This window comes from Mycolicibacterium psychrotolerans, from assembly GCF_010729305.1.
GTDB classification, from domain to species: Bacteria; Actinomycetota; Actinomycetes; order Mycobacteriales; family Mycobacteriaceae; genus Mycobacterium; species Mycobacterium psychrotolerans.
In genome coordinates, this window is sequence record NZ_AP022574.1 from 3425867 (window position 1) to 3447839 (window position 21973).

Annotated in this window: 22 protein-coding genes and 2 pseudogenes; 12 read left to right on the forward strand and 12 right to left on the reverse strand. The window is 67.0% G+C overall.

Annotated features, from left to right (window positions below):
• Window positions 1-915, reverse strand: a complete 915-nt coding sequence (locus G6N45_RS16770) for a DUF5996 family protein (protein WP_163723278.1) — start codon at window positions 913-915, stop codon at window positions 1-3.
• Window positions 916-1059: 144 nt separating this feature from the next.
• Here G6N45_RS16770 and G6N45_RS16775 point away from each other — a divergent pair, with 144 nt between their 5' ends.
• Window positions 1060-3048, forward strand: a complete 1989-nt coding sequence (locus G6N45_RS16775) for a DUF7064 domain-containing protein (protein WP_163723279.1) — start codon at window positions 1060-1062, stop codon at window positions 3046-3048.
• A 4-nt stretch (window positions 3049-3052) separates the two neighbouring features.
• Here G6N45_RS16775 and G6N45_RS16780 read toward each other — a convergent pair whose 3' ends face one another.
• A complete protein-coding gene (locus G6N45_RS16780) occupies window positions 3053-4426 on the reverse strand; it encodes a wax ester/triacylglycerol synthase family O-acyltransferase (protein WP_163723280.1) in 1374 nt (457 codons plus the stop codon).
• Between the two features lie 272 nt (window positions 4427-4698).
• Here G6N45_RS16780 and G6N45_RS16785 point away from each other — a divergent pair, with 272 nt between their 5' ends.
• A complete protein-coding gene (locus tag G6N45_RS16785) occupies window positions 4699-5001 on the forward strand; it encodes a WhiB family transcriptional regulator (RefSeq protein ID WP_163723281.1) in 303 nt (100 codons plus the stop codon).
• Between the two features lie 7 nt (window positions 5002-5008).
• Here the strand turns inward: G6N45_RS16785 and G6N45_RS16790 are convergent, their stop codons facing one another.
• From G6N45_RS16790 to G6N45_RS16810, 5 genes and pseudogenes are all read right to left on the reverse strand, one after another.
• The gene (locus G6N45_RS16790; protein ID WP_163723282.1) at window positions 5009-5710 is read right to left on the reverse strand and encodes an Ntn hydrolase family protein; all 702 of its coding nucleotides are present in this window, start codon (window positions 5708-5710) and stop codon (window positions 5009-5011) included.
• 35 nt (window positions 5711-5745) lie between these two features.
• Window positions 5746-6153: pseudogene (locus G6N45_RS16795) on the reverse strand (arsenate reductase ArsC); the annotation flags it as partial.
• A gap of 12 nt (window positions 6154-6165) precedes the next feature.
• On the reverse strand, window positions 6166-7245 hold the full coding sequence (gene arsB, locus G6N45_RS16800; protein WP_163723284.1) for an ACR3 family arsenite efflux transporter: 1080 nt from the start codon (window positions 7243-7245) through the stop codon (window positions 6166-6168).
• The gene (locus G6N45_RS16805; RefSeq protein WP_163723285.1) at window positions 7242-7598 is read right to left on the reverse strand and encodes an ArsR/SmtB family transcription factor; all 357 of its coding nucleotides are present in this window, start codon (window positions 7596-7598) and stop codon (window positions 7242-7244) included. The genes arsB and G6N45_RS16805 overlap by 4 nt, the downstream gene beginning before the upstream one ends.
• 57 nt (window positions 7599-7655) lie before the next feature.
• Entirely contained in the window at window positions 7656-8093 is a 438-nt protein-coding gene (locus G6N45_RS16810; protein ID WP_163723286.1) for an ArsI/CadI family heavy metal resistance metalloenzyme, read from the reverse strand.
• A gap of 105 nt (window positions 8094-8198) precedes the next feature.
• Between G6N45_RS16810 and G6N45_RS16815 the strand changes: the two genes are divergently transcribed.
• The 4 genes from G6N45_RS16815 to G6N45_RS16830 all read left to right on the forward strand — a co-directional run bounded on the left by G6N45_RS16815 (window position 8199) and on the right by G6N45_RS16830 (window position 10829).
• Window positions 8199-8558, forward strand: a complete 360-nt coding sequence (locus G6N45_RS16815; RefSeq protein ID WP_163723287.1) for an Rv2640c family ArsR-like transcriptional regulator — start codon at window positions 8199-8201, stop codon at window positions 8556-8558.
• Window positions 8559-8701: 143 nt separating this feature from the next.
• Window positions 8702-8998 carry an ArsR/SmtB family transcription factor gene (locus tag G6N45_RS16820; protein WP_197746843.1) on the forward strand — a complete coding sequence of 99 codons (297 nt, stop codon included), beginning with the start codon at window positions 8702-8704 and terminating at the stop codon, window positions 8996-8998.
• Complete coding sequence (locus G6N45_RS16825; protein ID WP_163723289.1) at window positions 8995-9876, forward strand: PhzF family protein; 882 nt, start codon at window positions 8995-8997, stop codon at window positions 9874-9876. Before G6N45_RS16820 ends, G6N45_RS16825 begins: the two co-directional genes overlap by 4 nt.
• A complete protein-coding gene (locus G6N45_RS16830) occupies window positions 9873-10829 on the forward strand; it encodes an ornithine cyclodeaminase family protein (RefSeq protein WP_163723290.1) in 957 nt (318 codons plus the stop codon). Before G6N45_RS16825 ends, G6N45_RS16830 begins: the two co-directional genes overlap by 4 nt.
• 59 nt (window positions 10830-10888) lie before the next feature.
• On the opposite strand, the gene G6N45_RS16835 is transcribed toward G6N45_RS16830, so the two are convergent.
• Genes G6N45_RS16835 through G6N45_RS16845 form a run of 3 tightly spaced genes read right to left on the reverse strand, consistent with a single transcriptional unit; the run spans window position 10889 to window position 13116 of the window.
• Window positions 10889-11686, reverse strand: a complete 798-nt coding sequence (locus G6N45_RS16835; protein ID WP_163723291.1) for an SDR family NAD(P)-dependent oxidoreductase — start codon at window positions 11684-11686, stop codon at window positions 10889-10891.
• Between the two features lie 9 nt (window positions 11687-11695).
• On the reverse strand, window positions 11696-12706 hold the full coding sequence (locus G6N45_RS16840; RefSeq protein WP_163723292.1) for a cation diffusion facilitator family transporter: 1011 nt from the start codon (window positions 12704-12706) through the stop codon (window positions 11696-11698).
• Window positions 12703-13116 (reverse strand): ArsR/SmtB family transcription factor, encoded by a 414-nt coding sequence (locus G6N45_RS16845; RefSeq protein ID WP_163723293.1) that lies wholly within the window; start codon window positions 13114-13116, stop codon window positions 12703-12705. The genes G6N45_RS16840 and G6N45_RS16845 overlap by 4 nt, the downstream gene beginning before the upstream one ends.
• Window positions 13117-13261: 145 nt before the next feature.
• On the opposite strand from G6N45_RS16845, the gene G6N45_RS16850 reads away from it, so the two are divergent.
• Both G6N45_RS16850 and G6N45_RS16855 read left to right on the forward strand, forming a co-directional pair.
• Entirely contained in the window at window positions 13262-13531 is a 270-nt protein-coding gene (locus tag G6N45_RS16850; protein WP_163723294.1) for a DUF1918 domain-containing protein, read from the forward strand.
• A gap of 33 nt (window positions 13532-13564) precedes the next feature.
• A pseudogene (locus tag G6N45_RS16855) lies at window positions 13565-15665 on the forward strand (adenosylcobalamin-dependent ribonucleoside-diphosphate reductase).
• 27 nt (window positions 15666-15692) lie between these two features.
• Here G6N45_RS16855 and G6N45_RS16860 read toward each other — a convergent pair.
• On the reverse strand, window positions 15693-17021 hold the full coding sequence (locus G6N45_RS16860) for an alpha/beta family hydrolase (RefSeq protein ID WP_163723295.1): 1329 nt from the start codon (window positions 17019-17021) through the stop codon (window positions 15693-15695).
• 174 nt (window positions 17022-17195) lie between these two features.
• Between G6N45_RS16860 and G6N45_RS16865 the strand changes: the two genes are divergently transcribed.
• The 3 genes from G6N45_RS16865 to G6N45_RS28075 all read left to right on the forward strand — a co-directional run bounded on the left by G6N45_RS16865 (window position 17196) and on the right by G6N45_RS28075 (window position 20554).
• Complete coding sequence (locus tag G6N45_RS16865; protein WP_163723296.1) at window positions 17196-18098, forward strand: universal stress protein; 903 nt, start codon at window positions 17196-17198, stop codon at window positions 18096-18098.
• A 39-nt stretch (window positions 18099-18137) separates the two neighbouring features.
• A complete protein-coding gene (locus tag G6N45_RS16870; RefSeq protein ID WP_163723297.1) occupies window positions 18138-19304 on the forward strand; it encodes a site-2 protease family protein in 1167 nt (388 codons plus the stop codon).
• A gap of 89 nt (window positions 19305-19393) precedes the next feature.
• Window positions 19394-20554 (forward strand): DUF2267 domain-containing protein, encoded by a 1161-nt coding sequence (locus G6N45_RS28075; protein ID WP_246228706.1) that lies wholly within the window; start codon window positions 19394-19396, stop codon window positions 20552-20554.
• 1 nt (window position 20555) lies between these two features.
• Here the strand turns inward: G6N45_RS28075 and G6N45_RS28305 are convergent, their stop codons facing one another.
• Window positions 20556-20933: a hypothetical protein gene (locus G6N45_RS28305; protein WP_170312452.1), complete on the reverse strand. Its 378-nt coding sequence runs from the start codon at window positions 20931-20933 to the stop codon at window positions 20556-20558.
• A 427-nt stretch (window positions 20934-21360) separates the two neighbouring features.
• On the opposite strand from G6N45_RS28305, the gene G6N45_RS16885 reads away from it, so the two are divergent.
• Entirely contained in the window at window positions 21361-21744 is a 384-nt protein-coding gene (locus G6N45_RS16885; RefSeq protein WP_163723298.1) for a hypothetical protein, read from the forward strand.
• Window positions 21745-21973 lie beyond the last annotated feature (229 nt).

Sequence of the window (21973 nt, forward strand, 5' to 3'; positions counted from 1 at the left end):
TCAGGCCGGATCGGGGATCGGATAGGGCCACTCGGCGAGCGTGCGGGCGGCTTCTGCCGTCGAGCGCAAGAAGTTCAGGAGCGTGGCGTCGGGATCGCTCGCCGTCCGCACGGCGCGGTAGGGCAGCACGTACTCGCCCAGATCGGTGTCGAAGTACGCCGCATCGGGAGCGACGTCCCACTGCTCGAAGCCGGCGGGCTGCGGATAGGCGTAGGAGTAGAAGACGCCCTCGTCGGCGCCGCCCGGCCAGTAACCGGCGCTGGACACCTCGTCGCTGTAGGCGTCGACCATCACCGAGTCCGGACAGTTCGGTACACCGCCGGGATGCGGGGGTGCGCCCCGGCCGGAGAACCGTGTGACAGCCAGATCGAAGGCGCCCCAGAAGAAGTGCACCGGACTCACCTTCCCGCGGAAGTCGGCGCGGAAAGCGGTGAAGGCCCGATTCGCGCTGACCAGGGAGCGCCAGAAGGCGTTCATCGCCTGCGCGTCGTAGCTCGCATGGGCGGTGTCCTCGGCGAACGGGATGACCTCGGGCAACTCGACCGGAGTGCCGACTATCGGGATGTCGAGATCGAGTTCGGTGAGCAGATAGCGGAATTCGGCGTAGAAGTCCGCCACGGAACGCGGTTCGAGCGCCATCGACCTGTGCTCGCCGTCGGTGACGCGGATGTGGAGACGGTGCTCGATGAAGTCGAATGTCACCTCGAACGCTCGCGGCGGAAAGGGGATGAGTGAAGTGGTGAGTCCGCTGGCGTTCACGTAGAGCGGCACTTCCCACCAGTGGTTGAGGTGGACGCTCGCCGCCATGCGCACTTTGCCGACGATCTGGGTCCACAGGTGGACGGTGTCGCGGGTGTCCTGCCAGTCGGCCAGCGGGAGCTGCGGCCAGGCGAGAGAGGTCTGAGCGTCGGTCATCAATCCATCTTGGTCGTCGACGGCGCGATGTGCGGCGGGAGCGACGAATCGGGGGTGGGGGGAGGTGCCGCGGGGAGTTGACGGCTGTCAATTTTCTTGGCGGATGTGCCCGTCCGGCCGCGTCGGCTGCTCTACATTGACCGCATGTCTGCGCTGCGTCCACCGCTCATCGAAAGCCCCACCGATCTGACCGCCGAGTGGCTCACCGCCGCGCTGGGCCACGGCACGGTCGCGGACTTCAGCGTGACCCGCATCGGGACCGGACAGATGAGCGAGTGCTATCGCGTCACCCTGACCTACGCCCACGGTGAGCAGGGGCCGGCGTCGGTGGTGCTGAAGGTGGCGGCGGCCGATCCGAGCAGCCGCCAGACCGGCCTGGCGATGGGGCTCTACGAACGCGAGGTCCGCTTCTACACCGATATCGCGCGGGGGCTCGCGGGTCCCGTCGCGCCCTGTCACCACGCGGCCTACGATCCCGCGACCGGCGTCTTCGATCTGCTGCTCGACGATGCCGCGCCGGCGACCGTCGGTGACGAGATCCGCGGTGCCACCGCCGAACAGGCGGAACTGGCGCTGCGCCAGCTCGGGCTGGTGCACGGCCCCCTGCTGGGCGACGAGGCGCTGGCGGGGGCGGCGTGGATCAACCGGGGGTCTCCGGTGAACCAGGCGTTGATGAGTGCCCTCTACGCCGGTTTCATCGACCGCTACCGCGACCAGGTGGCGCCGGAACACCGCGAGGTGTGCGAGCGGTTCGTCGCCGCGTTCGATTCCTACACCGCCGCCGAGGACGCGGCCGGCGGCCGGGGCGGACTCGTGCATGGTGACTACCGGCTCGACAACATGCTGTTCGGGCAGGCCGGCGCTGATCGGCCGCTCACCGTGGTGGACTGGCAGACGGTCACCTGGGGGCCGGCATTCACCGACGTCGCCTACTTCCTGGGGTGCGCGCTGCCGACCGAACAACGTCGCGCCCGCCACGAGGAGTTGCTCGCCGCCTACCACGGCGCGCTGGGACCCGGCTCCGGCGTCACCCTCGACGAGGTCCGTGAGGGCGTGCGGCGGCAGACCTTCTTCGGCGTGCTGATGGCGATCATGTCACCGATGCTCGTCGAACGGACCGAGCGCGGTGACGAGATGTTCATGGCGATGATCGCCCGGCACTGCCAGCACGTGCTCGACACCGACGCGCTGTCCCTTCTGCCGCCGCCGTCGACGCCCGAGCCGTTGCAGCCCGCAGCGTCCGACGAAGGCCGCCACCCGCCGACCGACGAACCGCTGTGGAGCGAGAGCTGGTACTTCGATTTCGCCGACGCGCGGCAGCGTGTCGGTGGCTGGATCCGGCTCGGACTCATCCCGAATCAGGGGCACGCCTGGATCAACGGCCTGCTGTGCGGGCCGGACATGCCGACGATCGCGGTGCTCGATTTCGAGGCTCCGCTGCCGGAGGACCACACGCTCGTGCGGTCCGACGTCGGCGAGCTCGCCATGGACGTCGTCGAACCACTTGCCGCGTACCGGGTTTCGCTGCGCGGACATGGGCAGGCCCATGACGATCCGGGGGGACTGCTGCGCGGCGAGGCCGGACGGCCCGTGGAACTGACCATGGACCTGACGTGGACGACTGTCGGCGCCCCGTACCAGTACCGGGTGTCTCCGCGCTACGAGATCCCATGCCGGGTCTCGGGCACGGTGACCGTGGACGGACAGTCGTATGCCTTCGCCGAGGTGGCCGGGCAGCGCGACCATTCGTGGGCCTCGCGCGACTGGTGGAGCATGGACTGGGTGTGGAGCGCTCTGCACCTGGACGACGGGACGCATCTGCACGGGGTCGACATCCGCATCCCCGGAGCTCCGCCGTTGTCGGTCGGCTACGAGCAGCGCGCGGACGAGCCGCTGGTCGAGCTAGCGAGGGTCGACGCGCGGCATACCGCATGGGACAACGAGTTACCCATCTCCGCGGAGGTGTTCTACGGCGACCTCGGGGCGACGGTCACGGTGGTCGGGCACGCGCCCGTCCTGCTGACGTCGCCCGACGGGCGGCTGAGCCGTTTCCCGCGCGCCTGGGGGACCGTGGCGACCGCCGACGGACGCACGGGTATCGGCTGGATCGAATGGAATCGCAGCCACGGCTGATCCGTCAAACCCGGTCCGCGACCTTCAGCTGTGCGTAGGCCTTGCGGGTGTGCTCGGCGAGTGCGTGCACGTCGCTGATCGCTGCGCTGTTCGCGACGAAGCCGAAGTCCATGTGACCGCAGTAGGAGCTCAGCGTCACGTTCAAGCCGATGGCGGCGGCCAGCGCCGACACGGGGAAGATGCCGGTGAGTTCGGCGCCGTGGAGGTAACGGATGTCGTTGCTGCCCGGCACATTCGAGACAACGAGATTGCATGCCGGACGGCCCACGCGGTCGAGGTGGGTCGATGCGCCGGCACCGGCGAGGGCGACCAGCGCGACGGCATATGTCATCGCCGCGTCGGTCGACAGGGCGCCGAGTTCCTTCTTGGCTGTGGCGACCGAGTGGGCCACCTGGCGCAGCCTGTCCGCCATCGTCGCCTCCGGGTGTCCGAGGCGTACGAACATCGCCGACACCTTGGTTCCCACGGTGGTGTCGTCGTCGCCGCGTAGCGACACCGGACACATGGCGATCAATTCGTGGGCGTAGGCCTGGCCCGTCTCACGTAGGTAGGCGTGCAGCCCGTGGTCGATCACGGCGGCCGCGACATCGTTGAGCGTGGCTCCGTGATGGTGGGCGATGCGGTGCATCTCCTCGAGGGGCAGCGACAGAGTGGCGAACCCGCGCGCCTGTCGCAGCGGTGCGTTGGTCGGGGCGCGGCCGGCCACGAACGGCAGACTGCCTTCCACGTGCGTGCCGAGCGCCGCACTGAGCGCTTTGCGCACTGCGCCCCAGGAGATCTGGTTCACCGCGCCGACCTGAGTGAGCACTCCGTGCACGGCATCGGTGAGCCGGCGCAACGCGGGAGGCGGTGCCGAGGAGGCGAGCGGTGGGCCGGGCAGCGCGAACGCGGGCGCCGGGATGGCGTCGTCGGGGGACAGGCTCAGCCCGTCATACAGTCTCCTGAGGCCGGACACGCCGTCGATGATGCTGTGATGGGTCTTGGTGTAGATCGCGAAACGACCGCCGGGGACCCCGTCGATCACCCAGCACCGCCACAGTGGCCGGTTGCGGTCCAGCATCGGCTCGTGCAGGTCGGCGACGAGGCGGAGTAGATCGTCATAGGAGCTGCCGGCCGGCAGGGAGAGGTGCTGGACGTGGTAATGCGGATCCCAGGTCTGCACCTCGCGGAAATGCGGCACGCCCGTGCCGAGGATCTCGGGCACGTAGGTGAACGGCGGGAGCGGTTGGCGACCGCGGTAGTTCGCGACCACCTGGGAGACCAGATCCCGGCGGCCGGGCGGCTTCTTGAACAGCAGCATCGCTCCGACGTGAGTCGTGCCGCCGGGTGTCTCCATCAGCAGCCAGGCGAGGTCGAGCGGGGGGATGGCGGTGCTCATCGCGGTGTACCTCCACGTCGGGTCACACCCCGCAGCCGAGAGTGTGCCCGAACCTCGCGGTGCGCGCAGGCGATCGGCACGAGAACCGACCGAGTCCGGCCGGCCGGGGTGACAAAGGTCCTTCCAGATTAAGTATTTGGTTACTGATGACGCATCGCCGCGGCTGGCTAACGTTTGCTGTGGTGAGTTCGTCGACGGGTGCCGCATCGATCGGGGGAATGCGGCTCTCGTGTCGGCGCACCGGATGACGCCTGGACAGTGGGGATGAGCAGATGAAGACACTCGACGAAGCCCGCCTGCAGTGGGTGTCGCAGGCGCGCTGCAGGGACACCGACCCGGACGAGCTCTTCGTCCGCGGCGCCGCGCAGAGGCAGGCTGTCCTGATCTGCCGCCGCTGTCCCGTCATCACGCAGTGTGCCGCGGAGGCCCTCGACAACCAGTTGGAGTTCGGTGTGTGGGGCGGGCTGACCGAGCGGCAGCGCCGTGCACTGTTGAAGGACAATCCGAGCGTGACGTCCTGGGCTGAATACTTCGCCGACCGCCGGAATGCGCGGGCCGCGAGCCGCCCGGCGTAGGCGGGGTTCAGCGCTCGAATAGGCGGTCGAGAGCGTCCCGCTCCAGGTCGCACCACCGGCGGACCTCTGCGCCCGCTTTGTCGATGTCGTCGGGGGACAGGTGATCGGCGCCGTCGGGGGTGATGCGGCAGATGTCCATCGGGCCCCCGACCGACGGAGAGGTCTCGTCGAGCGCGTGCAGCACTCGTAGCGCCGCGAGCACGCCGTATTCCACTGGGCGCTCGTTCATGCGGAAGTTCGACAGCAGGGCGCGCGCCTGCTGGGCCATGGGCGCCCCGCTGCCGATGGCCTGGAAGCCGATGTCCTCGTAATGGCCGATGAGCCCGTGCGGGTCCACGTCGACGATGAACGGCTTGGTGTCCGAGTAGCCGGCGGCGAGCACGTAGGTGGCCGGCGTGGAGCCGCTGGTCTTCTGTCCGGGCACCTCTTCGATGAAGTTCTCGTAGTGGTGCTGCAACACCGGTACCACCCGGGCCTGCAGCGCCCGTCCGACATCGCTTGCCTCGACGATCGTCTCCGGTTGGGCGTCGAACATCTGCTCCAGGTCGTACAGCACTGCGCGCGACCCGCTTCCGGCCCACGCGGCGTGCTTGCCCAGGCCGTGCAGCTTCTGGGCCGGATAGGTCAGCCCTCGATCGGGTTCGGTGATCTGCGAATCGGCGGCGAGCACGAGGCCGTCTGCGCATCGCAGGGCCAGGACAACGGTCACCTACGCGATCGTGTCATGCCGGAGTCCGATCATGTTCACCGGTGGGCGCTATCGACACCCAGTTCGGCGAGGAGTCGGCGCACCCGTTCTTCGATCTGGTCGCGGATGGGCCGAACCGCTTCGACGGACTGCCCGGCCGGATCGGGCAGATCCCAGTTCTCGTAACGCTTTCCGGGGTAGACGGGGCAGGTGTCTCCGCACCCCATCGTCACCACGACGTCCGCGGCCCGCACGACGTCGTCGGTCCAGGGCTTGGGATGTTCACCGGTGATGTCGATGCCCACTTCCGACATCGCCTGGATGGCCGACGGGTTGATGGAGTCGGCCGGCTCGGAACCGCCCGACCACGCCACGGCGTCGCCGTCGGCCAGGTGTGTGAAGTAGCCCAGTGCCATCTGGGAACGTCCGGCGTTGTGGGTGCACAAAAACAGCACGGTGGGGCGGTCGGTCATCGCCTACTCCTGGGTCGAGCGCAGTGGATGAGTGAATCGGTGCCGCAAGGCCAGTGAGACGTAGACGAGGCCGACGAGGACCGGGACTTCGATGAGCGGTCCCACGACCCCGGCGAGCGCCTGTCCGGAGGTGGCTCCATACGTCGCGATGGCCACCGCGATCGCGAGCTCGAAGTTGTTTCCCGCAGCGGTGAACGCGAGTGTGGTGGTGCGTTCGTAGCCCAGCTTCAGCGCCGCTCCGAGGAGGTAGCCGCCGCCCCACATGAGGGCGAAGTAGACGAGCAAGGGGAGCGCGATCCGTGCCACGTCCCACGGTCGGCTGGTGATCTGGTCTCCCTGCAGCGCAAAGAGAATCACGATGGTGAACAGCAGACCGTAGAGCGCCCACGGGCCGACCCTCGGCAGAAACGTCGTCTCGTACCAGTCCCGTCCCCTGGTCCGCTCGCCGAACCGGCGCGAGAGGTAGCCCGCGAGGAGCGGGATGCCCAGGAAGATGAGGACCGACTTGGCGATCTGCCACGGGGAGGCGGAGATCGTCGTCTGTTCCAGGCCGAGCCACCCCGGCAGCACCGACAGGTAGAACCAGCCCAGCACGGCGAACATCAGCACCTGGAAGATCGAGTTCAGGGCGACCAGCACCGCGGCCGCCTCGCGATCCCCGCAAGCCAGGTCGTTCCAGATGATCACCATCGCGATGCAGCGCGCCAGACCCACGATGATCAGGCCGGTGCGGTACTCGGGCAGGTCAGGCAGCAGAAGCCACGCCAGTGTGAACATCAGCGCCGGACCGAGGACCCAGTTCAGGAGCAGCGAACTGACGAGAAGTCTGCGGTCGCCCGTGACGGAGTCGAGGCGGTCGTAGCGCACCTTGGCCAGCACCGGGTACATCATGATCAGAAGGCCGACAGCGATGGGCAGCGAGATTCCGTCGATCTCGATCGCGTCGAGTGCGGTGTTCAGTCCCGGAATGAGGCGGCCCAGCAGCAGACCGGCGGCCATCGCCAGCCCGATCCACACCGGCAGGAACCGATCGAGGCGCGAAACCTTGTCCACCACAGCGAAATCCGTGGAAGCACTGGTCATGTCAGTGCCCTCTCGTCGGTGACGTCGAGAACGGCCGCCAGCGACCGGAGCGTCTGGGGGACCACCGAGTAGTACACCCACGAGGCGCGCCGTTCGGCTGCCAACAGGCCTGCCTCCTTGAGGACCTTCAGGTGATGGGAGATCGTCGGCTGGGTGACGTCGAGGCCCGCTGAGATGTCGCAGACGCAGGCCTCGCCGCCGGCATGGCTGGCGACGAGACTGAACAGGCGCAGCCGCACGGGGTCGGACAGCGCCTTGAGCTTTCCTGCGACGTCCGCAGCGGCCTCGGCAGAGAGCGGTTCACGCACCATCGGCGCGTACGCGCACCCATTCTCCGGAGATGATTTCGACATTCGTCGATATTGATGGATATCGAATCAGACGTCAAGCCAACATGAGATGAACGCCGGTCAGCAGCATGTGGCGGCGGTCTGCTGGTCCTGTTCGGCAGACTCGGAATGTTGGGGGCTGCGGCCGAAAGTATCCGAATCGGCGAGGACGGTGTACACCTCCCATTTCTCGCCGCCCGGTCCGGTCACCCAGACCTTGTCTTGCGTGGCGAAGCAGCACGTGGTGCCGATTTCCTCCTCGGTGAACATGCCTTCACCGGCAAGCCGGGCGATCTCCGCGTGCACCGTCTCACTGGACTCGACCTCGACGCCGAGATGGTTGAGCGTGCCGCCCTTGCCGGGATTCTCGAGCAGGACGAGTTTCAGGGGCGGTTCGGCGACCGCGAAGTTCGCGTAACCGTCTCTCACCTTCGCCGGAGGCGTGTTGAACAGCTTCGAATAGAACGCGATGGCCTGGTCAAGATCGTCGACGTTGAGGGCGAGCTGGATGCGGGACATGGTTTCTCCTTCCGGGGACCTCTGTGACTTATGTCGAATTCTGGTCCTGTCGTCAGAGTGCCAACCTTTTTGACTTAAGTCAAGATCCTCGGCCATACTGGTCGGGTGCCGAAGACCCTTCCGATGATCGACATGTCCGCGCCGGTGTGCTGTGCGCCTGTGGCTTCCGGGCCGATGAGCGATGCCGACGCGCTGCAGATCGCTCTGCGTCTCAAGGCGCTGGCCGATCCGGTCCGGGTCAAGCTGATGTCGCTGCTGTTCAGTTCGACCGAGGGTGAGCAGAACAGCGGGGAACTCGCTCGAGCGCTGGACGTCACCGAATCGACGGTGAGTCACCATCTGACGCAGCTCCGGCGGGCCGGGCTGGTCGAATCCGAACGGCGCGGCATGAGCGTGTATCACCGCCCGCACGTCGACGCGGTCGCGGCGCTGTGCGTCGTGCTGGATCCGAACTGCTGTCGCTAGCGCTGCCATGCCGCACGGGGCGATCTCGTCCGGAGTCGCGCTACGTTTGATGGGCCCCGGCCTGGGTTGCGGTTGACCAGCTGTCCACACCGAGCTAGTTTGTATTTATGCGAAATAGCGAATCGGATGAGTATCCGACCGCGGTGCTCAAGACGGTCAAGGCGGTTGCCAGTCCCGTGCGTCTCGAGATCTTGTCTTTGTTGAAGGATCCGGTCGGCAACTTCCCGCCGCAGACCGACGGCGATCTCATTCGTGACGGCGTGTGCGCAGATTTCATCCGGGACAAGCTCGGTATCGCCGCGGCAACGGCATCACGTCATCTGACGTTGCTGACCGAGGCCCACCTGTTGGTGGCGACCCGCAGGAAGAACTGGACCTTCTACCGGCGGGACGAGTCGGCGATCCGTCGGTTCACGCAGGCTCTCATGGCGCAGCTGTGAAGGGCCAATCGGTCGATCTCGCTTACTGTCACGTCGACGTTTTCAGCCGGGTTCCGTTCGGTGGAAACAGCTTGCCCGTCTTCCTCGACGCCCCGGATCTGACCGAAGAACAGATGCAGCGGATCACCCAGGAACTGAGACACTTCGAAGCCGTCTTCACTCAACCGACCGGGCGGCCCGACACCGTTCGTGCCAGGATCTTCGACCTCTTCCAGGAACTGCCCTTTGCCGGACATCCGATCATCGGAGCGGCGGTGGCGCTGCACATTCGCAGCGAATCTGCAGGCTCGCACCACTGGCGATTCGAATTACGCAGCAAGACGGTCACAGTCAGTACCGAGATGCGAGACGGCCACTATTCCGGTTGGCTGGATCAAGGTCGGCCGGAATTTCTGGGCACAGTCGACGACGTTGGTCCGATCGCGCACGCGTTCAACCTGGCGCCAAGCGATCTCGACGCGGACCTGCCGCTGGAAGCGGTGAGTACGGGCCTTCGCTATCTGATCGTGCCGGTCCGTGCGGGTGTGCTGGTGCGGGCACGGATATCGCACGACATCACCGAATTGCTCCGTGGTGTCAACGCCCAGTTCGCGGTCTTATTCGACGAGTCGGGCCTCGAAGTACGGCACTGGAACAACGACGGAGTCGTCGAGGACGTGGCCACCGGTAGCGCCGCAGGCACCATCGGCGCCTATCGCCTGCGCCACGGACTGGTCGGCGGAGGTGAGCAGTTCACGTTGAACCAAGGTCAATACGCCGGGCGCTCGAGCCATTTGCACGTGCGGCCGGAGGGCAGCCGCAACGACGTCGAAACGGTCAATGTCGGCGGCGATGTCGCGATCGTAGGGCACGGCGTCATCGGAAGACCACCGTCGTGAGTACCCGCGTGGTCAACGCCGAAAGTATCCGCGGGAAGGTCACTTTCGAGGACCTGGTCGAGCCGGTGTCGCGGGCCTTTGCGGAGACCAGCGCGGGCCTCGCCGACAACGGACTGATCGTGATGTTCCCAGCTGAGCGCCGCGAACTCGGTGACGTCTACGTCAAGACCGGCAGCCTGCGCGGCCACGACGTCTACATCGTCAAGGTCTCACCCTGGTTCAGTGCAAATCTCGAAAGAGGGCAGGCCCAAGGCGGATTCGTCGCCGTCTTCGACAGCGCCACCGGGCACACACTTGCTCTGCTGCACGACGAGCACTACTTGTCCGACATCCGGACCGCGGCCGCCGGAGCGGTTGCCGCTCGCATGCTGGCGCCCCCTACTGTAGAGACCGTCGCCGTGCTCGGCGCCGGGGTGCAAGCCTACTGGCAGCCGTTGGCGCTCTACGGGGAGCGCCCCTTCAAGACGCTGTCGATCTGGGCACGCAGCATGCCGAAAGCCGAGGTGCTCAAGTCGCGGCTACGTGAGAAACTGCCCGACGTCGAGATCTGGTGTTCGCCGGATATCGAGAGCACCGTTCGCCGCGCGGATGTTTTGATCACCGCGACTCAGGCACGCGAACCACTTGTGCGGGGGGAGTGGCTGCGCCGGGGCGCGCACGTGACCGCCGTCGGCGCCGACGACGCCACCAAGAGCGAACTCGACGCGACGGCGCTACGACGTGCGAAGGTTTTCGTTGACGCGCGCGAAATCGCCGAGGCCAACGGTGACGTTCATCGCGCGATCCGCACCGGCCGCTATTCCATCGACGACGTTTCGGGGGAACTGGGAGAGGTGATCTCCGGCCGCAAGGCCGGACGTACCGCCGTTGACGACATCACCGTTGCCAAACTCGTCGGACTCGGCGCACAAGACCTCGTCGCGGCCGAGGTGACCCTGGCCAAGCTGTCGTGATGTCACCTCCATGGTGAATCGGCCTGCACCAGCGCACGGTCGAGACTGTCGGTGCGAAGCTAGGAGCGTCCCCACGTCTCGGGCAGGTTGTGGCCACCGTCGGCGACGAGCACGGCGCCGGTGACAAAGGACGCCGACTCGTGGGCGAGAAAGGCGACGCACGAGGCGATCTCGTCCGGCGTCGCGCTGCGTCCGATCGGTCCGGCCTGCGCCGCTGCGGCTTCGAAAGGCAGTTGCGAACCCGTCGCGACGTAACCGGGCGCGACGACGTTCACCGTTACCCCGCGACCGACGACCTCGAGGGCGAGGGCTCGGCTCAATCCGACGAGTCCTGCCTTCGCAGTCGTGTACGTCGATTGCCCGGGCATGGCGTTCACCGTGCCGGTGGTCGAACCGACGGACACGATGCGCCCGTACCCGCGTCGCGTCATCTCGGGGACGGCGGCTCGGCACATGAGGAACGCGGTGGTGAGGTTGCGGCCGATGGCCTCATTCCATTCGGTAAGTGTCAGTTCAGCGACCTCAGCGTCGGCATCCCAGCCAGACGAGACTGACGTCATCCCGGCGTTGTTCACCAGAATGTCCAGACGGCCCCACCGGCTTGTCGCGACCCGCACGAGCTCTTCTGCCGTGCCGTCCCGCGTGAGGTCGCCGATGACGCCGATCGCCGAGTCGCCCAACTCCGACGCACGGTCGTGGACCCGCGCGGACGTCGCGCCGAGGACCACTCGTGCGCCTTCGTCAACCAGTTGTCTGGCAACCGCCGCGCCGATGCCATCCTTCGCGCCGGCGCCGGTGACGATGGCGACCCGATCGGCGAAGCGCGACGAACTGGAATCTGTTGAGTGCTTAGACACGAACCAACGCTAGACGCGGGGAGCGCCGTGAGTGCTCGACGGGTAGGCGTGGACGAGGGCGGTGGCGAGTTTGGGCACCGCGTGGGTGAGCGTGTGCTCGGCCTCGTGGGCGATCCGATGAGCGTCGGCAAGGCTGGTGGCCGGGTCGATGTCGAGTTCGGCGTCGGCATGGATGCGATGGCCGATCCAGCGCATCTTCACGCTGCGCACGGCGATCACGCCCGGTTCGGCGGCCAGTGCCGTTTCGGCGGCGTCTACCAACTCGGGGTCGACGGCGTCCAGCAGCCGCCGAAATACGTCGCGCACCGCGGTGCGCAGGACTGCCAGGATCGCTGCGGTGATGAGCAGGCCTACGATGGGGTCGGCCAGCGGGTAGCCCAGGGCGACGCCGCCGGCGCCGAGCACCACGGCCAGCGACGTGAATCCGTCGGTCCGGGCGTGCAATCCGTCGGCGACCAGGGCGGCCGAGCCGATCCGGCGTCCGACGCGGATGCGGTAGACCGCGACGAGCTCGTTGCCGATGAAGCCGACCAGCCCGGCCGCTGCGACCCACCCGATGTTGTTGATCGGCACCGGATTGATCAGGCGGCGAACGGATTCGACGCCGGCGATGATCGCCGACAGAGCGATCATCGCGATGACGAACAGCCCGGCCAGGTCCTCCGCGCGACCGTACCCGTAGGTGTAGCGGCGAGTGGCCGCCTTGGTGCCGAGTGCGAACGCGATCCACAGCGGGATCGACGTCAGCGCGTCGGAGAAGTTGTGGATGGTGTCGGCCATCAGTGCGACCGAACCCGAGATGGCCACGATGCCCACCTGCACGACGGCCGTCGCGGCGAGCGCGACAAGGCTGATCTTGACCGCCCGGATGCCGGCGGCGCTCGACTCGAGGGCCCCGTCGATGCTGTCGGAGTGGTCGTGGCTGTGCGGGGCGAAGATCTCCTTCACCGCTGCGCGCACGCCGGTGGGGTGATCGTGGCTGTGGGGGTGTTCGTGATGGTGATCGTGTTCGTGCGTCATGTGCGGCGTCCCTGAGATCGCTTGATGTCCATGGTGATCGGGTGCAGGCTGGCCAACTCATCGGCGTCGCGGTGGTGGCCGGGCACATCCGGTCCTGCATGCTCGGCGTTGAAGACAGCGTCGGTGACCAATTGACCCACGTGGTCGTTGTCCAGGGTGTAGAAGATGGTGGTGCCGTCCCGGCGGGTTCGAACGAGTCGCGCCATCCGCAGCTTGGCCAGGTGCTGGGACACCGACGACGCCGGTTTGCCGATGTGGGTGGCGAGGTCGTTGACCGACATCTCGCGGCCCACCAGCGCCCACACCACCTGCACTCGGGTGGCGTCGGCCAGCATCCGGAAGACCTCGACGACCAGGTCCACCTGATCGTCGGGCAGTCGACGGCCGCATGCACCGTTATCTGCATTCATACGCAGATAGTAGGCCTTGCGAGGACGATCGGCCAACTCCGACTGCGATGGGGCGGGGGACCTTCGGCCGTCGGAAGTGGTGGCCTGATGCCCTTCCGCCCGCATCGGGTGCGCGCACGATGGAATCCGAGGGAAAGGGCTACTCATGAAGGCGAAGGTTGGCGACTGGCTGGTGATCAAGGGCACGACCATCGATCGACCGGATCAGCAGGGGCTGATCACCGAGGTTCACTCGTCTGATGGTGCGCCACCGTACGTCGTACGGTGGCTGGAAACCGACCATGAGACAACGGTGTTTCCGGGGCCGGACGCGACCGTTGTCACTGCAGCGGAGCAGGTGGCGAAGGACGAGCGTGCGCGACACCGGTTCGGATCGGCGCAGTCGGCGATCAACCGTCACCCCCGAAGCGAGTAGACGTTTGCCGATCACACGATGAACTCGGCGGCGATGGCGGGGTGGCCTGCGAAGGTTCGATGCCGCGACGGGACTTTGGTGCCCTTCGACGTCGAGCGGATCGAGGGTGCCGTGGCACGGGCGGCCCGCGAGGTGGCCTACGACGACCCGGACATGCCGGTCACCGTGGCCACGGTCGTGGCCGACGCGCTGGGCTCCAGAGTTGCGACTGTCGAGGAGATCCAGGACCTCGTCGAGGCGCGGTTGGGTGAAGCGGGGCTCGACGACGTGGCCCGGGCCTACATCATCTATCGGCAGCGTCGTTCCGAGCTGCGTACGGCGAAAGCCCTGCTGGGGGTTCGTGACGAGCTGAAATTGAGCCTGGCGGCGGTGACCGTGCTGCGGGAACGTTATCTGCTGCGCGACGACCGGGGCCGCCCCGCCGAGTCGACCGGCGAGATGATGGACAGGTCGGCGCGGTTTGTCGCGGCGGCCGAGGACGACTACCAGCCAGGGACGTCGGGTCAATGGGCTGAGCGGTTCTCCACGCTGCTGCGGAGTCTCGAGTTTCTGCCGAACTCGCCCACGCTGATGAATGCCGACACCGAGCTCGGCCTGCTGTCCGGGTGTTGCGTTCTGCCGATCGAGGATTCTCTGCACTCGGTCTTCGCCGCACTCGGACAGGCCGCCGAGATCCAGCGGATGGGCGGAGGAACCGGCTTCGCGTTCAGCCACCTACGGCCGGCCGGTGACCGTGTGGCGGGCGCCGGCGGGACCGCCAGCGGGCCGGTGTCGTTTCTCCGGCTGTTCGACACGGCCGCGGGCATCGTCTCGATGGGTGGTCGGCGTCGCGGCGCCGGCATGGCCGTGCTGGATGTGTCGCATCCGGACATCTGTGACTTCATCACGGCGAAGGCTGAATCACGCGACGCACTCTCGCATTTCAATCTGTCGGTCGGTGTCAATGGCGCGTTCCTGCGTGCGGTCGAACGCGACGCCACATACCGCCTCGTCAGCCCCCGAACGGGACACACCGTCCGTCGAGTGTCCGCCGCCGACGTGTTCGACAGGATCTGTGAAGCCGCGCACGCGTGCGGGGATCCGGGGTTGGTGTTCCTCGACACGATCAATCGGGCGAATCCGTTGCCGCAGCTGGGCAGAATCGAGGCAACCAACCCGTGCGGGGAGGTTCCGTTGCTGCCCTACGAGTCGTGCAACCTCGGCTCGATCAACCTGGCCCGGATGGTCCGCGGTGGGCGAGTCGACTGGGACCGGCTGGCCGAGGTGGCAGGGCTGGCGCTGCGGTTCCTCGACGACGTCATCGATGTGAGCCGCTACCCCTTCCCCGAACTGGGGAAGGCGGCGCGAGCAACCCGCAAAGTAGGGCTGGGCGTGATGGGTTTGGCGGAGATGTTGGCCAGCCTGGGTGTTCCCTACGACAGTCATGAGGGTGTTCGCATGGCGGGCCGGGTGATGCGATGCATTCACCGTGCGGCGCAGGCGACGTCGGTCCAGCTGGGCCAGGTGCGTGGCTCGTTCCCCGCGTTGTGCGACAGCCGTTTCGCGCAAGCGGGGCCGCGCCGCAATGCACAGATCACATCCGTCGCCCCGACCGGCACCATCTCGCTGATCGCGGGAACCACCGCGGGAATCGAGCCGATGTTCGCGATCGCCTTCACCCGCGCGATCGTCGGAAGGCACCTGCTGGAGGTCAACCCGTGCTTTGATCGGCTGGCCCGCGACCGGGGCAACGATCAGTCGTCCGCGCCGCGTTTTCTACGGCGACGCGTTGATCGCCGAGATCGCGCAGCACGGGGGAGTACGTGGCTTTTCGCAGCTGCCGGCCGAGGTGCGTGCGTCGTTCCCGACGGCGGCCGAGATCGCGCCGGAATGGAACCTGCGTATGCAGGCCGCCGTGCAGCGCCACGTCGACGCGGCCGTGTCCAAAACGGTCAACCTGCCTGCCACCGCAACCGTCGACGACGTCCGCTCGATCTACCTGGCCGCGTGGAAGGCGCGCGTCAAGGGCATCACGGTCTACCGTTACGGCAGCCGCGAGGGACAGGTCTTGTCCTACGCCGCTCCCGAACCTGTCCTGGCTCAGGCGGACAGCACATTCAGCGGTGGTTGTGTCGGCCGCGCCTGCGAGTTCTGACTTCGCAGATGCTGCATCCGCGGCGCTTCACTGTGATGCGACAACATGGCTCAGGTGGTCGATGAACCAGTGGCATGCCAGCTCCGCGGCCTGTTCGAGCGTGCCGGGCTCTTCGAACAGGTGCGTGGCACCGGGAACCACGGCGAGTTCGCATGTCCCGGGTATTGCGTTTCGTGCTTGTCGATTCAGCTCCAGGACCACCTCGTCGCGTCCGCCGACGATCAGCAGGGTCGGCGCGACGACGTTCGCCAGCGACCGACCGGCAAGATCGGGCCGACCGCCGCGGGAAACGACGGCGCCGACGTTCACGTGCGGATCGGTGGCCGCGGCCAGCGCGGCGCCCGCCCCGGTGCTCGCGCCGAAGTAACCCACCGGAAGTGACGCGGTGTCGGGCTGGGCGGCCAGCCAACGCGTGACGTCGACCAACCGTCGAGCCAGCAACTCGATGTCGAAGACGTTGGCGCGGTTGCGTTCTTCGGCCGGCGTGAGCAGGTCGAACAGCAGCGTGGCAAGGCCGGCCCTGTTCAAGACCTCGGCGACATAGCGGTTGCGGGGGCTGTGCCGGCTGCTCCCGCTGCCGTGCGCGAACACGACGATGCCGCTCGGGCGTTCGGGGATCGTCAGGTGCCCGGCCACCGTGACCGATCCGGCTGCCACCGTGACCTCCTCGTCGCGCAGCGGCGGGTCGACGGCGCCGGCGGCAGAGGTCTCCGCGGCATGGTCTCGGGCGCGGTCGAGCAGCGCGACGACCTCGTTCTCGGAGGTCTGGGTGAAGTGGCGGTATCCCTGCCCGACTGCGAAGAAGAACGCGGGTGTGCTCAGGCAGACCACCTCGTCGGCGTAGCCGGCGAACCTCGCGACGATGTCGTCCGGACCGATCGGAACCGCCAGCACCACCTTGCCGGCACCGTGGGCGCGGGCAACCTGGCAGGCCGCCTTCGCGGTCGCCCCCGTGGCGATGCCGTCGTCGACGATCACGGCGGTTCGCCCCGCGAGCGAGATTCGGTCACGTCCGCGGCGAAAACGTTCCGCGCGGCGTCGCAGTTCGATCCTCTGCTCCTCTTCGACGACGTCCATGGCGTCGTTGTCGAGGTGTGCCTCATGCACGATGCTGTCATTGAGGACACGCACACCGTCCTCGCCGATGGCGCCGAAGGCCAGTTCGGGTTGAAACGGCACGCCCAACTTGCGGACCACGAGCACGTCGAGGGGAGCCTGCAGAGCCTGGGCGACCTCGAAGGCCACTGGCACGCCGCCTCGCGGCAGGCCGAGCACGACGACGTCCTGGCCCCGGAGAGGTTCCAGACGCCGTGCCAATTGGCGTCCAGCGTCGACACGATCGTCAAATGGTTTCATCCCTCGAGTGTCGAGCGGCATCATCGAGTACCGATAGGGATTTAAGTCCTGCATCCGGGTCGCGGGGATCGAGGAGACCTTCAGCCACCGTCGAGGGGACCATTTCCTCCAGCCCTGACTGCCACCGGACCCCTAACGTGATCGATGCTCGTCGATGGCTGAGGGGGACGCGATATGTCCAGAGTGGCTTCACACCATGGAGTCGTCGTAGGCACCGACGGTTCTCCGTCGTCACGAGTGGCGATGCAGTGGGCGGCTGGGGAGGCGGCGATGCGCCACGCCCCGCTCACCATCGTTCACGTCGCCGCGTTGTTGGGGGGTGCGTCGTCGGTCTTCGCGTGGCCTGTCGGCGGAGTCCCTGAGGAGGTGTTGGAAATTCAGGAGAATGACGCCCGTAGGGTCGTCGCGGACGCGATCACAGCAGTCGAGGGCTGCACTGCGGGCGGTGATCGCCCGGAGATCCACAGTGAAGTGTTCTTCGGTGGTCCCGTGCCGACCCTTGTCGATGTGTCCGCACAGGCCCAATTGCTGGTGGTGGGCTGCCGCGGGCGAACCGGTCAACATCGCCGCCTGCTCGGGTCGGTCAGCACCGCATTGATCTATCACTCGCACTGTCCTGTCGCGGTGGTCCACGACGAGGTGCCGCCCTCGCCGCAATCCGGGCGACTGCCGGTGCTGGTGGGGATCGATGGATCGCGCGCATCGGAATCGGCCACGGCTTTGGCGTTCGACGAAGCCTCTTGGCGCGGTGTCGATCTGGCGGCGTTGCACGTGTGGAGCGATGCGGACATGGCCACCGTCCCCGGCATGGAGGTCGGGGCTCTGCAACACGCGGCGGACAAGACGCTGGCCGAGCGCCTTGCCGGTTGGCAGGAACGCTACCCGGAGGTCAACGTCCACCGTCTGGTCGAATTCGAGGACCCCGCCCGCCAGCTTCTGGACCATGCACAGAGGGCTCAGCTCGTCATCGTCGGGAGCCACGGTCGCGGCGGATTCGCCCGGATGTTGCTCGGTTCGGTCAGCGCCACCGTGACGCAGGCAGCTCGCGTGCCGGTCATCGTCGCGCGTCGGCACTAGCCCGGAAACTCTGTCGGGCAACGCAATCGGAGGGATCTCGTGAACGAGGGCATTCCGCTCGGCAGGGTGATGGACTTTCCCCTGAGCATCGACTGGAGCGTCCTGGTGATCATGTGGCTGTTCACGTGGAGCTTGGCCGCAACGTTGCCTGACGCCGCGCCGGGGCGCCCGTCGATCGCGTACTGGCTGGCCGGGGCCTGCGGCGCGGCGGTGCTTCTCGCGTCGCTCCTGGCCCACGAGCTGACTCATGCCGTGGTCGCTCGTCGCCGGGGCGTCGAGGTCCTCGAGGTGAAGCTGTGGCTGTTCGGGGGCATCGCCCGCCTCGGCGGCGAGGCGAAGACGCCGGGAGCAGAGTTTCGGATTGCGGTGTCGGGTCCCGTGACGAGCCTGTTGCTGGCGGCGGTGTTCGCCGGCCTGGCCGCGGGCCTGCGGACCGTCGGAGCGGACGAGATCGTGGTCGCCGTCGCGTGGTGGCTGGCCGGCATCAACCTGATACTCGGGCTGTTCAACCTGCTGCCCGGTGCGCCGCTGGACGGTGGCCGGATCCTGCGGGCGTACCTGTGGCGCCGACACGGTGACGGAATGCGTGCAGCTGTCGGCGCGGCGCGCGCCGGACGCCGGGTCGCCTACGCGCTGATGGGGTTGGGGCTGCTCGAGTTCCTGGCAGGCTCCATGGTCGGCGGCGTGTGGATGGCGTTCGTCGGCTGGTTCCTGTTCACCGCTGCCCGCGACGAAGAAGCGTGGATACAGACCCGGCGGTCCCTGACGGGCGTGTCGGTCCTCGACGTCATGACTGCCGATCCGCATACCGCTTCCGGCGGGATCTCGGTCGAAGAATTCATCCAGCAGTACCTGCTCGGCGATCGCCACTCGGCATATCCGGTCACCGGGGGCCACGGGGCGGTCACGGGACTGATCTCGCTGACCGAACTGCGTCGCGTCGCACCGGATCAGCGCGCGACCACCCTGGTCCGCGACGCGGCCATACCGAGAGACGAGGTCCCCGTGGCTGATCCGCACGAGCCGTTCGTCGCGTTACTCGAGCGGCTGGCGCGGACGGGAGGTAAGCGTGCCCTCGTCCTCGACGCGGGTCGGGTCGCCGGCATCGTCACCACCAGCGATATCACCAGGTGGATTGACGTGCGCAGGCTCGCGATGCCTGAACTGGCGGGCGCGCTGAGGTTCGCCAGCGAGAGGGCGGTCTGATCCCCGCGGCCGGGCACAAGTGCCCAGCCGCCAGGGACCAAGCCCTCCAGAGCCGCTGCGAGCGTTTGACTCGCGTCTTTCAGCATGCGGTGACCAAGCGTCCGTCATGGGTGTCAAAGTCCTGTCACTCAGGGCCGCCGCTTGGCCGAGGCCCGCTGATCGACCACATCGACCGCGACAGATTCGCGCGGTCGGGCCGGGCCAACCCGGTGAAGGCCCACGGACGGGAAGCGCTGAGTTACGTCGCTTGCGGACAACCCCTGCCGCGCCACGAGATCCGCGTCGTCGACGCCACCGGAGCCGAGCTGGGTGACCGTCGCGAGGGGCGCATCGAGTTTCGCGGCCCGTCGGCGACCGTTGGCTACTTTCACAACCCCTCCGCCACACGGTCGCTCTCCCACGGGGACTGGCTCGATACCGGCGATCTCGGCTACATCGCCGATGCCGACCTGTACGTCACCGGTCGGGTCAAGGACATCATCATCCGCGCTGGACGCAATCTGCACCCTGCCGAGCTCGAAGAAGCCGTCGGCAACATCGCCGGCGTCCGCAGGGGATGCGTCGCCGTGTTCGCCTCTGCTGCCCCTGCCGGGGGCGCCGAGCGGCTCGTTGTGGTGGCCGAGACGCGAGCAACCGATGAGCAGACGACCGACGCATTGCGCACCGAGATCGTCTCGACAACAGTGGATCTGCTCCCTTTGCCGCCCGACGACGTGGTCCTCGCACCACCGCGCAGCGTTCCGCAGACATCGAGTGGCAAGATCCGTCGGGCCGCCAGCCGGGAAAAGTACGAAGGCGGCCGGATCGGCGCCCGACCACGAGCGCTGTGGTGGGAACTGTTGCGCATCCGCGTCCGTGGCTTCGCACCGTCGTGGCCTTCGACTCTGGTGTGCAGAACACTGGCCGCTGCGTGCTTGACCGTGGATGCGCAGGAGGTGGTCATGGTTGCCAAGTCGAAAGTGTCAGCGCTTGATCACGCGATGCACATCGCGCATGTATGGGTGAACGATGTCGCCAAGGAGTTCGACACCGATGACCGGGAGTTCGCGCACGGGGTGCTCCGGGCATGGCTCCACACCCTTCGCGATCGCCTCCCCGTTGAGGCAGCCGCGCAGTTTGCAGCTCAGCTGCCGGCGACTACCGCCGCGCTGCTGCACCACCTGCCGTCTGCGCAGATGGATAAGACCCTATATCAGCTTCCGCGTGAGATCCGCGTTCTCCTGCACCCCGAACCGTCGTTGGGGGCGTGACTCATGATGCCGAGCCGCCGGCTGTCGACCGGCCCGAGCACGTTCCTGCGGGTCGCCCGTCCGTGAGCCGCACGACGTAGGTGCGCTCACCGGAGTGGTATTCGACCGTGCCCCCCTCGACGATCATCCCGACCAGTTGGTTGCCGTCCTCGAAGAAGTACGCGTTCTCTCTGTCTCGCATGGAATCGATATGGCAACCGGGCACGATGGTGACGCTGCGGTGAGGATCATCGGTGACTACCAGAATCCGCGCGCCGCCTTCCTTCTCGCGGTCCGCCACGGCGTTCTTCGCGGTTTTCCTGGCTGTGGCCCTCGTTCGACTTTTCGGCGTTGCAGCCCTTTTGTGCGGCTTGTGCCGCTGTCCGGAATCCTCGGCCATCGGTGTCGTCCTCTCCGCGAATCACCGGGTGCTTCGGTGACGCCCGCTCGCGCGGCGGCGTGCTCGGTACAGCACGTTCTCCTGGCACCGTTACCGTCTCACTCCATCGACGGCGGGGCGAGGGTCGAACGTCCTCAAGTCCGCACTCCGGTCGCAACGGCATTCGACAGCACTCGGGGTAGCGGTCAGCGGCGTCCTTATGAGAAAGCTTTTGAGCCGGTCCACCGGTCAGGTGTTGATCACCTCGTCGGGGGACATCCAGAGGTACTGGGCGATTGCAACGCCGTAGCGGATGTAGCCCCAGATGCGGGCGAAAGACCTCGTTCTCGCGACATCGGCAACTGACTGGCGGGACTTTCGACTCCGGACAACAGCACCATCGCGTCGGTAACGTCGAAGATTCCGATCCGAAGACGCGGAGGATATCATGAACCGCCACATCGACCTGAGCCCTACTGAACGCCAAGACGTCGCCCGGCAAGCGCTGGACGACCTGGGCAAGGAACGAGATGACCGCGCCCTCGTACGGGTGCGCTGCGGTCGAAGTCACCACGTCGCAGCGGTTTTCGATACCGCCGCCGGCCCGGTGTTCGAGTCGCTTCTCGGCCCGCATGCACACGGGGACCGTGATTTCGTCGATACAGGACACCATGGGAGCCTGCACGCCACGCGCTATGTCGACCTGCTCGATGGCGGCCATCTCGCCGAGGATTTGGTGCCGGCACGCTGCGAATGCGGCATCCATGAGTTGTCTCGGGCCGAGTTGCAGCGCGCGATCGACGCCCACCAGCACACCATCCAGCTGAGCTGATACCCATGGCGGATTCCGCGCCGGGTCGGGCCCGGTCGCTCCGACAGGGCGTGCCGTCGCCGGAGATGGTCGGCAGCGAATCAGTGGCGGCGGCATCGAGGGCTGGGCCGCATGAAGGGGGTCCCGTTATGCAGATGTGAATACAGATCCAAGACCAGGACGAGGATGACGAGTTCTCGGATGGCGCCTGCTATGAAGTACTGCCCAGCGGTGTCCTGAGGGTCACCAG

Excerpts from the sequence above, each read along its gene's own strand:
- G6N45_RS16770 (WP_163723278.1), bottom strand. The coding sequence starts at position 915 with ATGACCGACGCTCAGACCTCTCTCGCCTGGCCGCAGCTCCCGCTGGCC.
- G6N45_RS16775 (WP_163723279.1), top strand. The coding sequence starts at position 1,060 with ATGTCTGCGCTGCGTCCACCGCTCATCGAAAGCCCCACCGATCTGACC.
- G6N45_RS16780 (WP_163723280.1), bottom strand. The coding sequence starts at position 4,426 with ATGAGCACCGCCATCCCCCCGCTCGACCTCGCCTGGCTGCTGATGGAG.
- G6N45_RS16785 (WP_163723281.1), top strand. The coding sequence starts at position 4,699 with ATGAAGACACTCGACGAAGCCCGCCTGCAGTGGGTGTCGCAGGCGCGC.
- arsB (WP_163723284.1), bottom strand. The coding sequence starts at position 7,245 with ATGACCAGTGCTTCCACGGATTTCGCTGTGGTGGACAAGGTTTCGCGC.
- G6N45_RS16805 (WP_163723285.1), bottom strand. The coding sequence starts at position 7,598 with ATGTCGAAATCATCTCCGGAGAATGGGTGCGCGTACGCGCCGATGGTG.
- G6N45_RS16810 (WP_163723286.1), bottom strand. The coding sequence starts at position 8,093 with ATGTCCCGCATCCAGCTCGCCCTCAACGTCGACGATCTTGACCAGGCC.
- G6N45_RS16840 (WP_163723292.1), bottom strand. The coding sequence starts at position 12,706 with ATGACGCACGAACACGATCACCATCACGAACACCCCCACAGCCACGAT.
- G6N45_RS16845 (WP_163723293.1), bottom strand. The coding sequence starts at position 13,116 with ATGAATGCAGATAACGGTGCATGCGGCCGTCGACTGCCCGACGATCAG.
- G6N45_RS16850 (WP_163723294.1), top strand. The coding sequence starts at position 13,262 with ATGAAGGCGAAGGTTGGCGACTGGCTGGTGATCAAGGGCACGACCATC.
- G6N45_RS16860 (WP_163723295.1), bottom strand. The coding sequence starts at position 17,021 with ATGAAACCATTTGACGATCGTGTCGACGCTGGACGCCAATTGGCACGG.
- G6N45_RS16865 (WP_163723296.1), top strand. The coding sequence starts at position 17,196 with ATGTCCAGAGTGGCTTCACACCATGGAGTCGTCGTAGGCACCGACGGT.
- G6N45_RS28305 (WP_170312452.1), bottom strand. The coding sequence starts at position 20,933 with ATGGCCGAGGATTCCGGACAGCGGCACAAGCCGCACAAAAGGGCTGCA.
- G6N45_RS16885 (WP_163723298.1), top strand. The coding sequence starts at position 21,361 with ATGAACCGCCACATCGACCTGAGCCCTACTGAACGCCAAGACGTCGCC.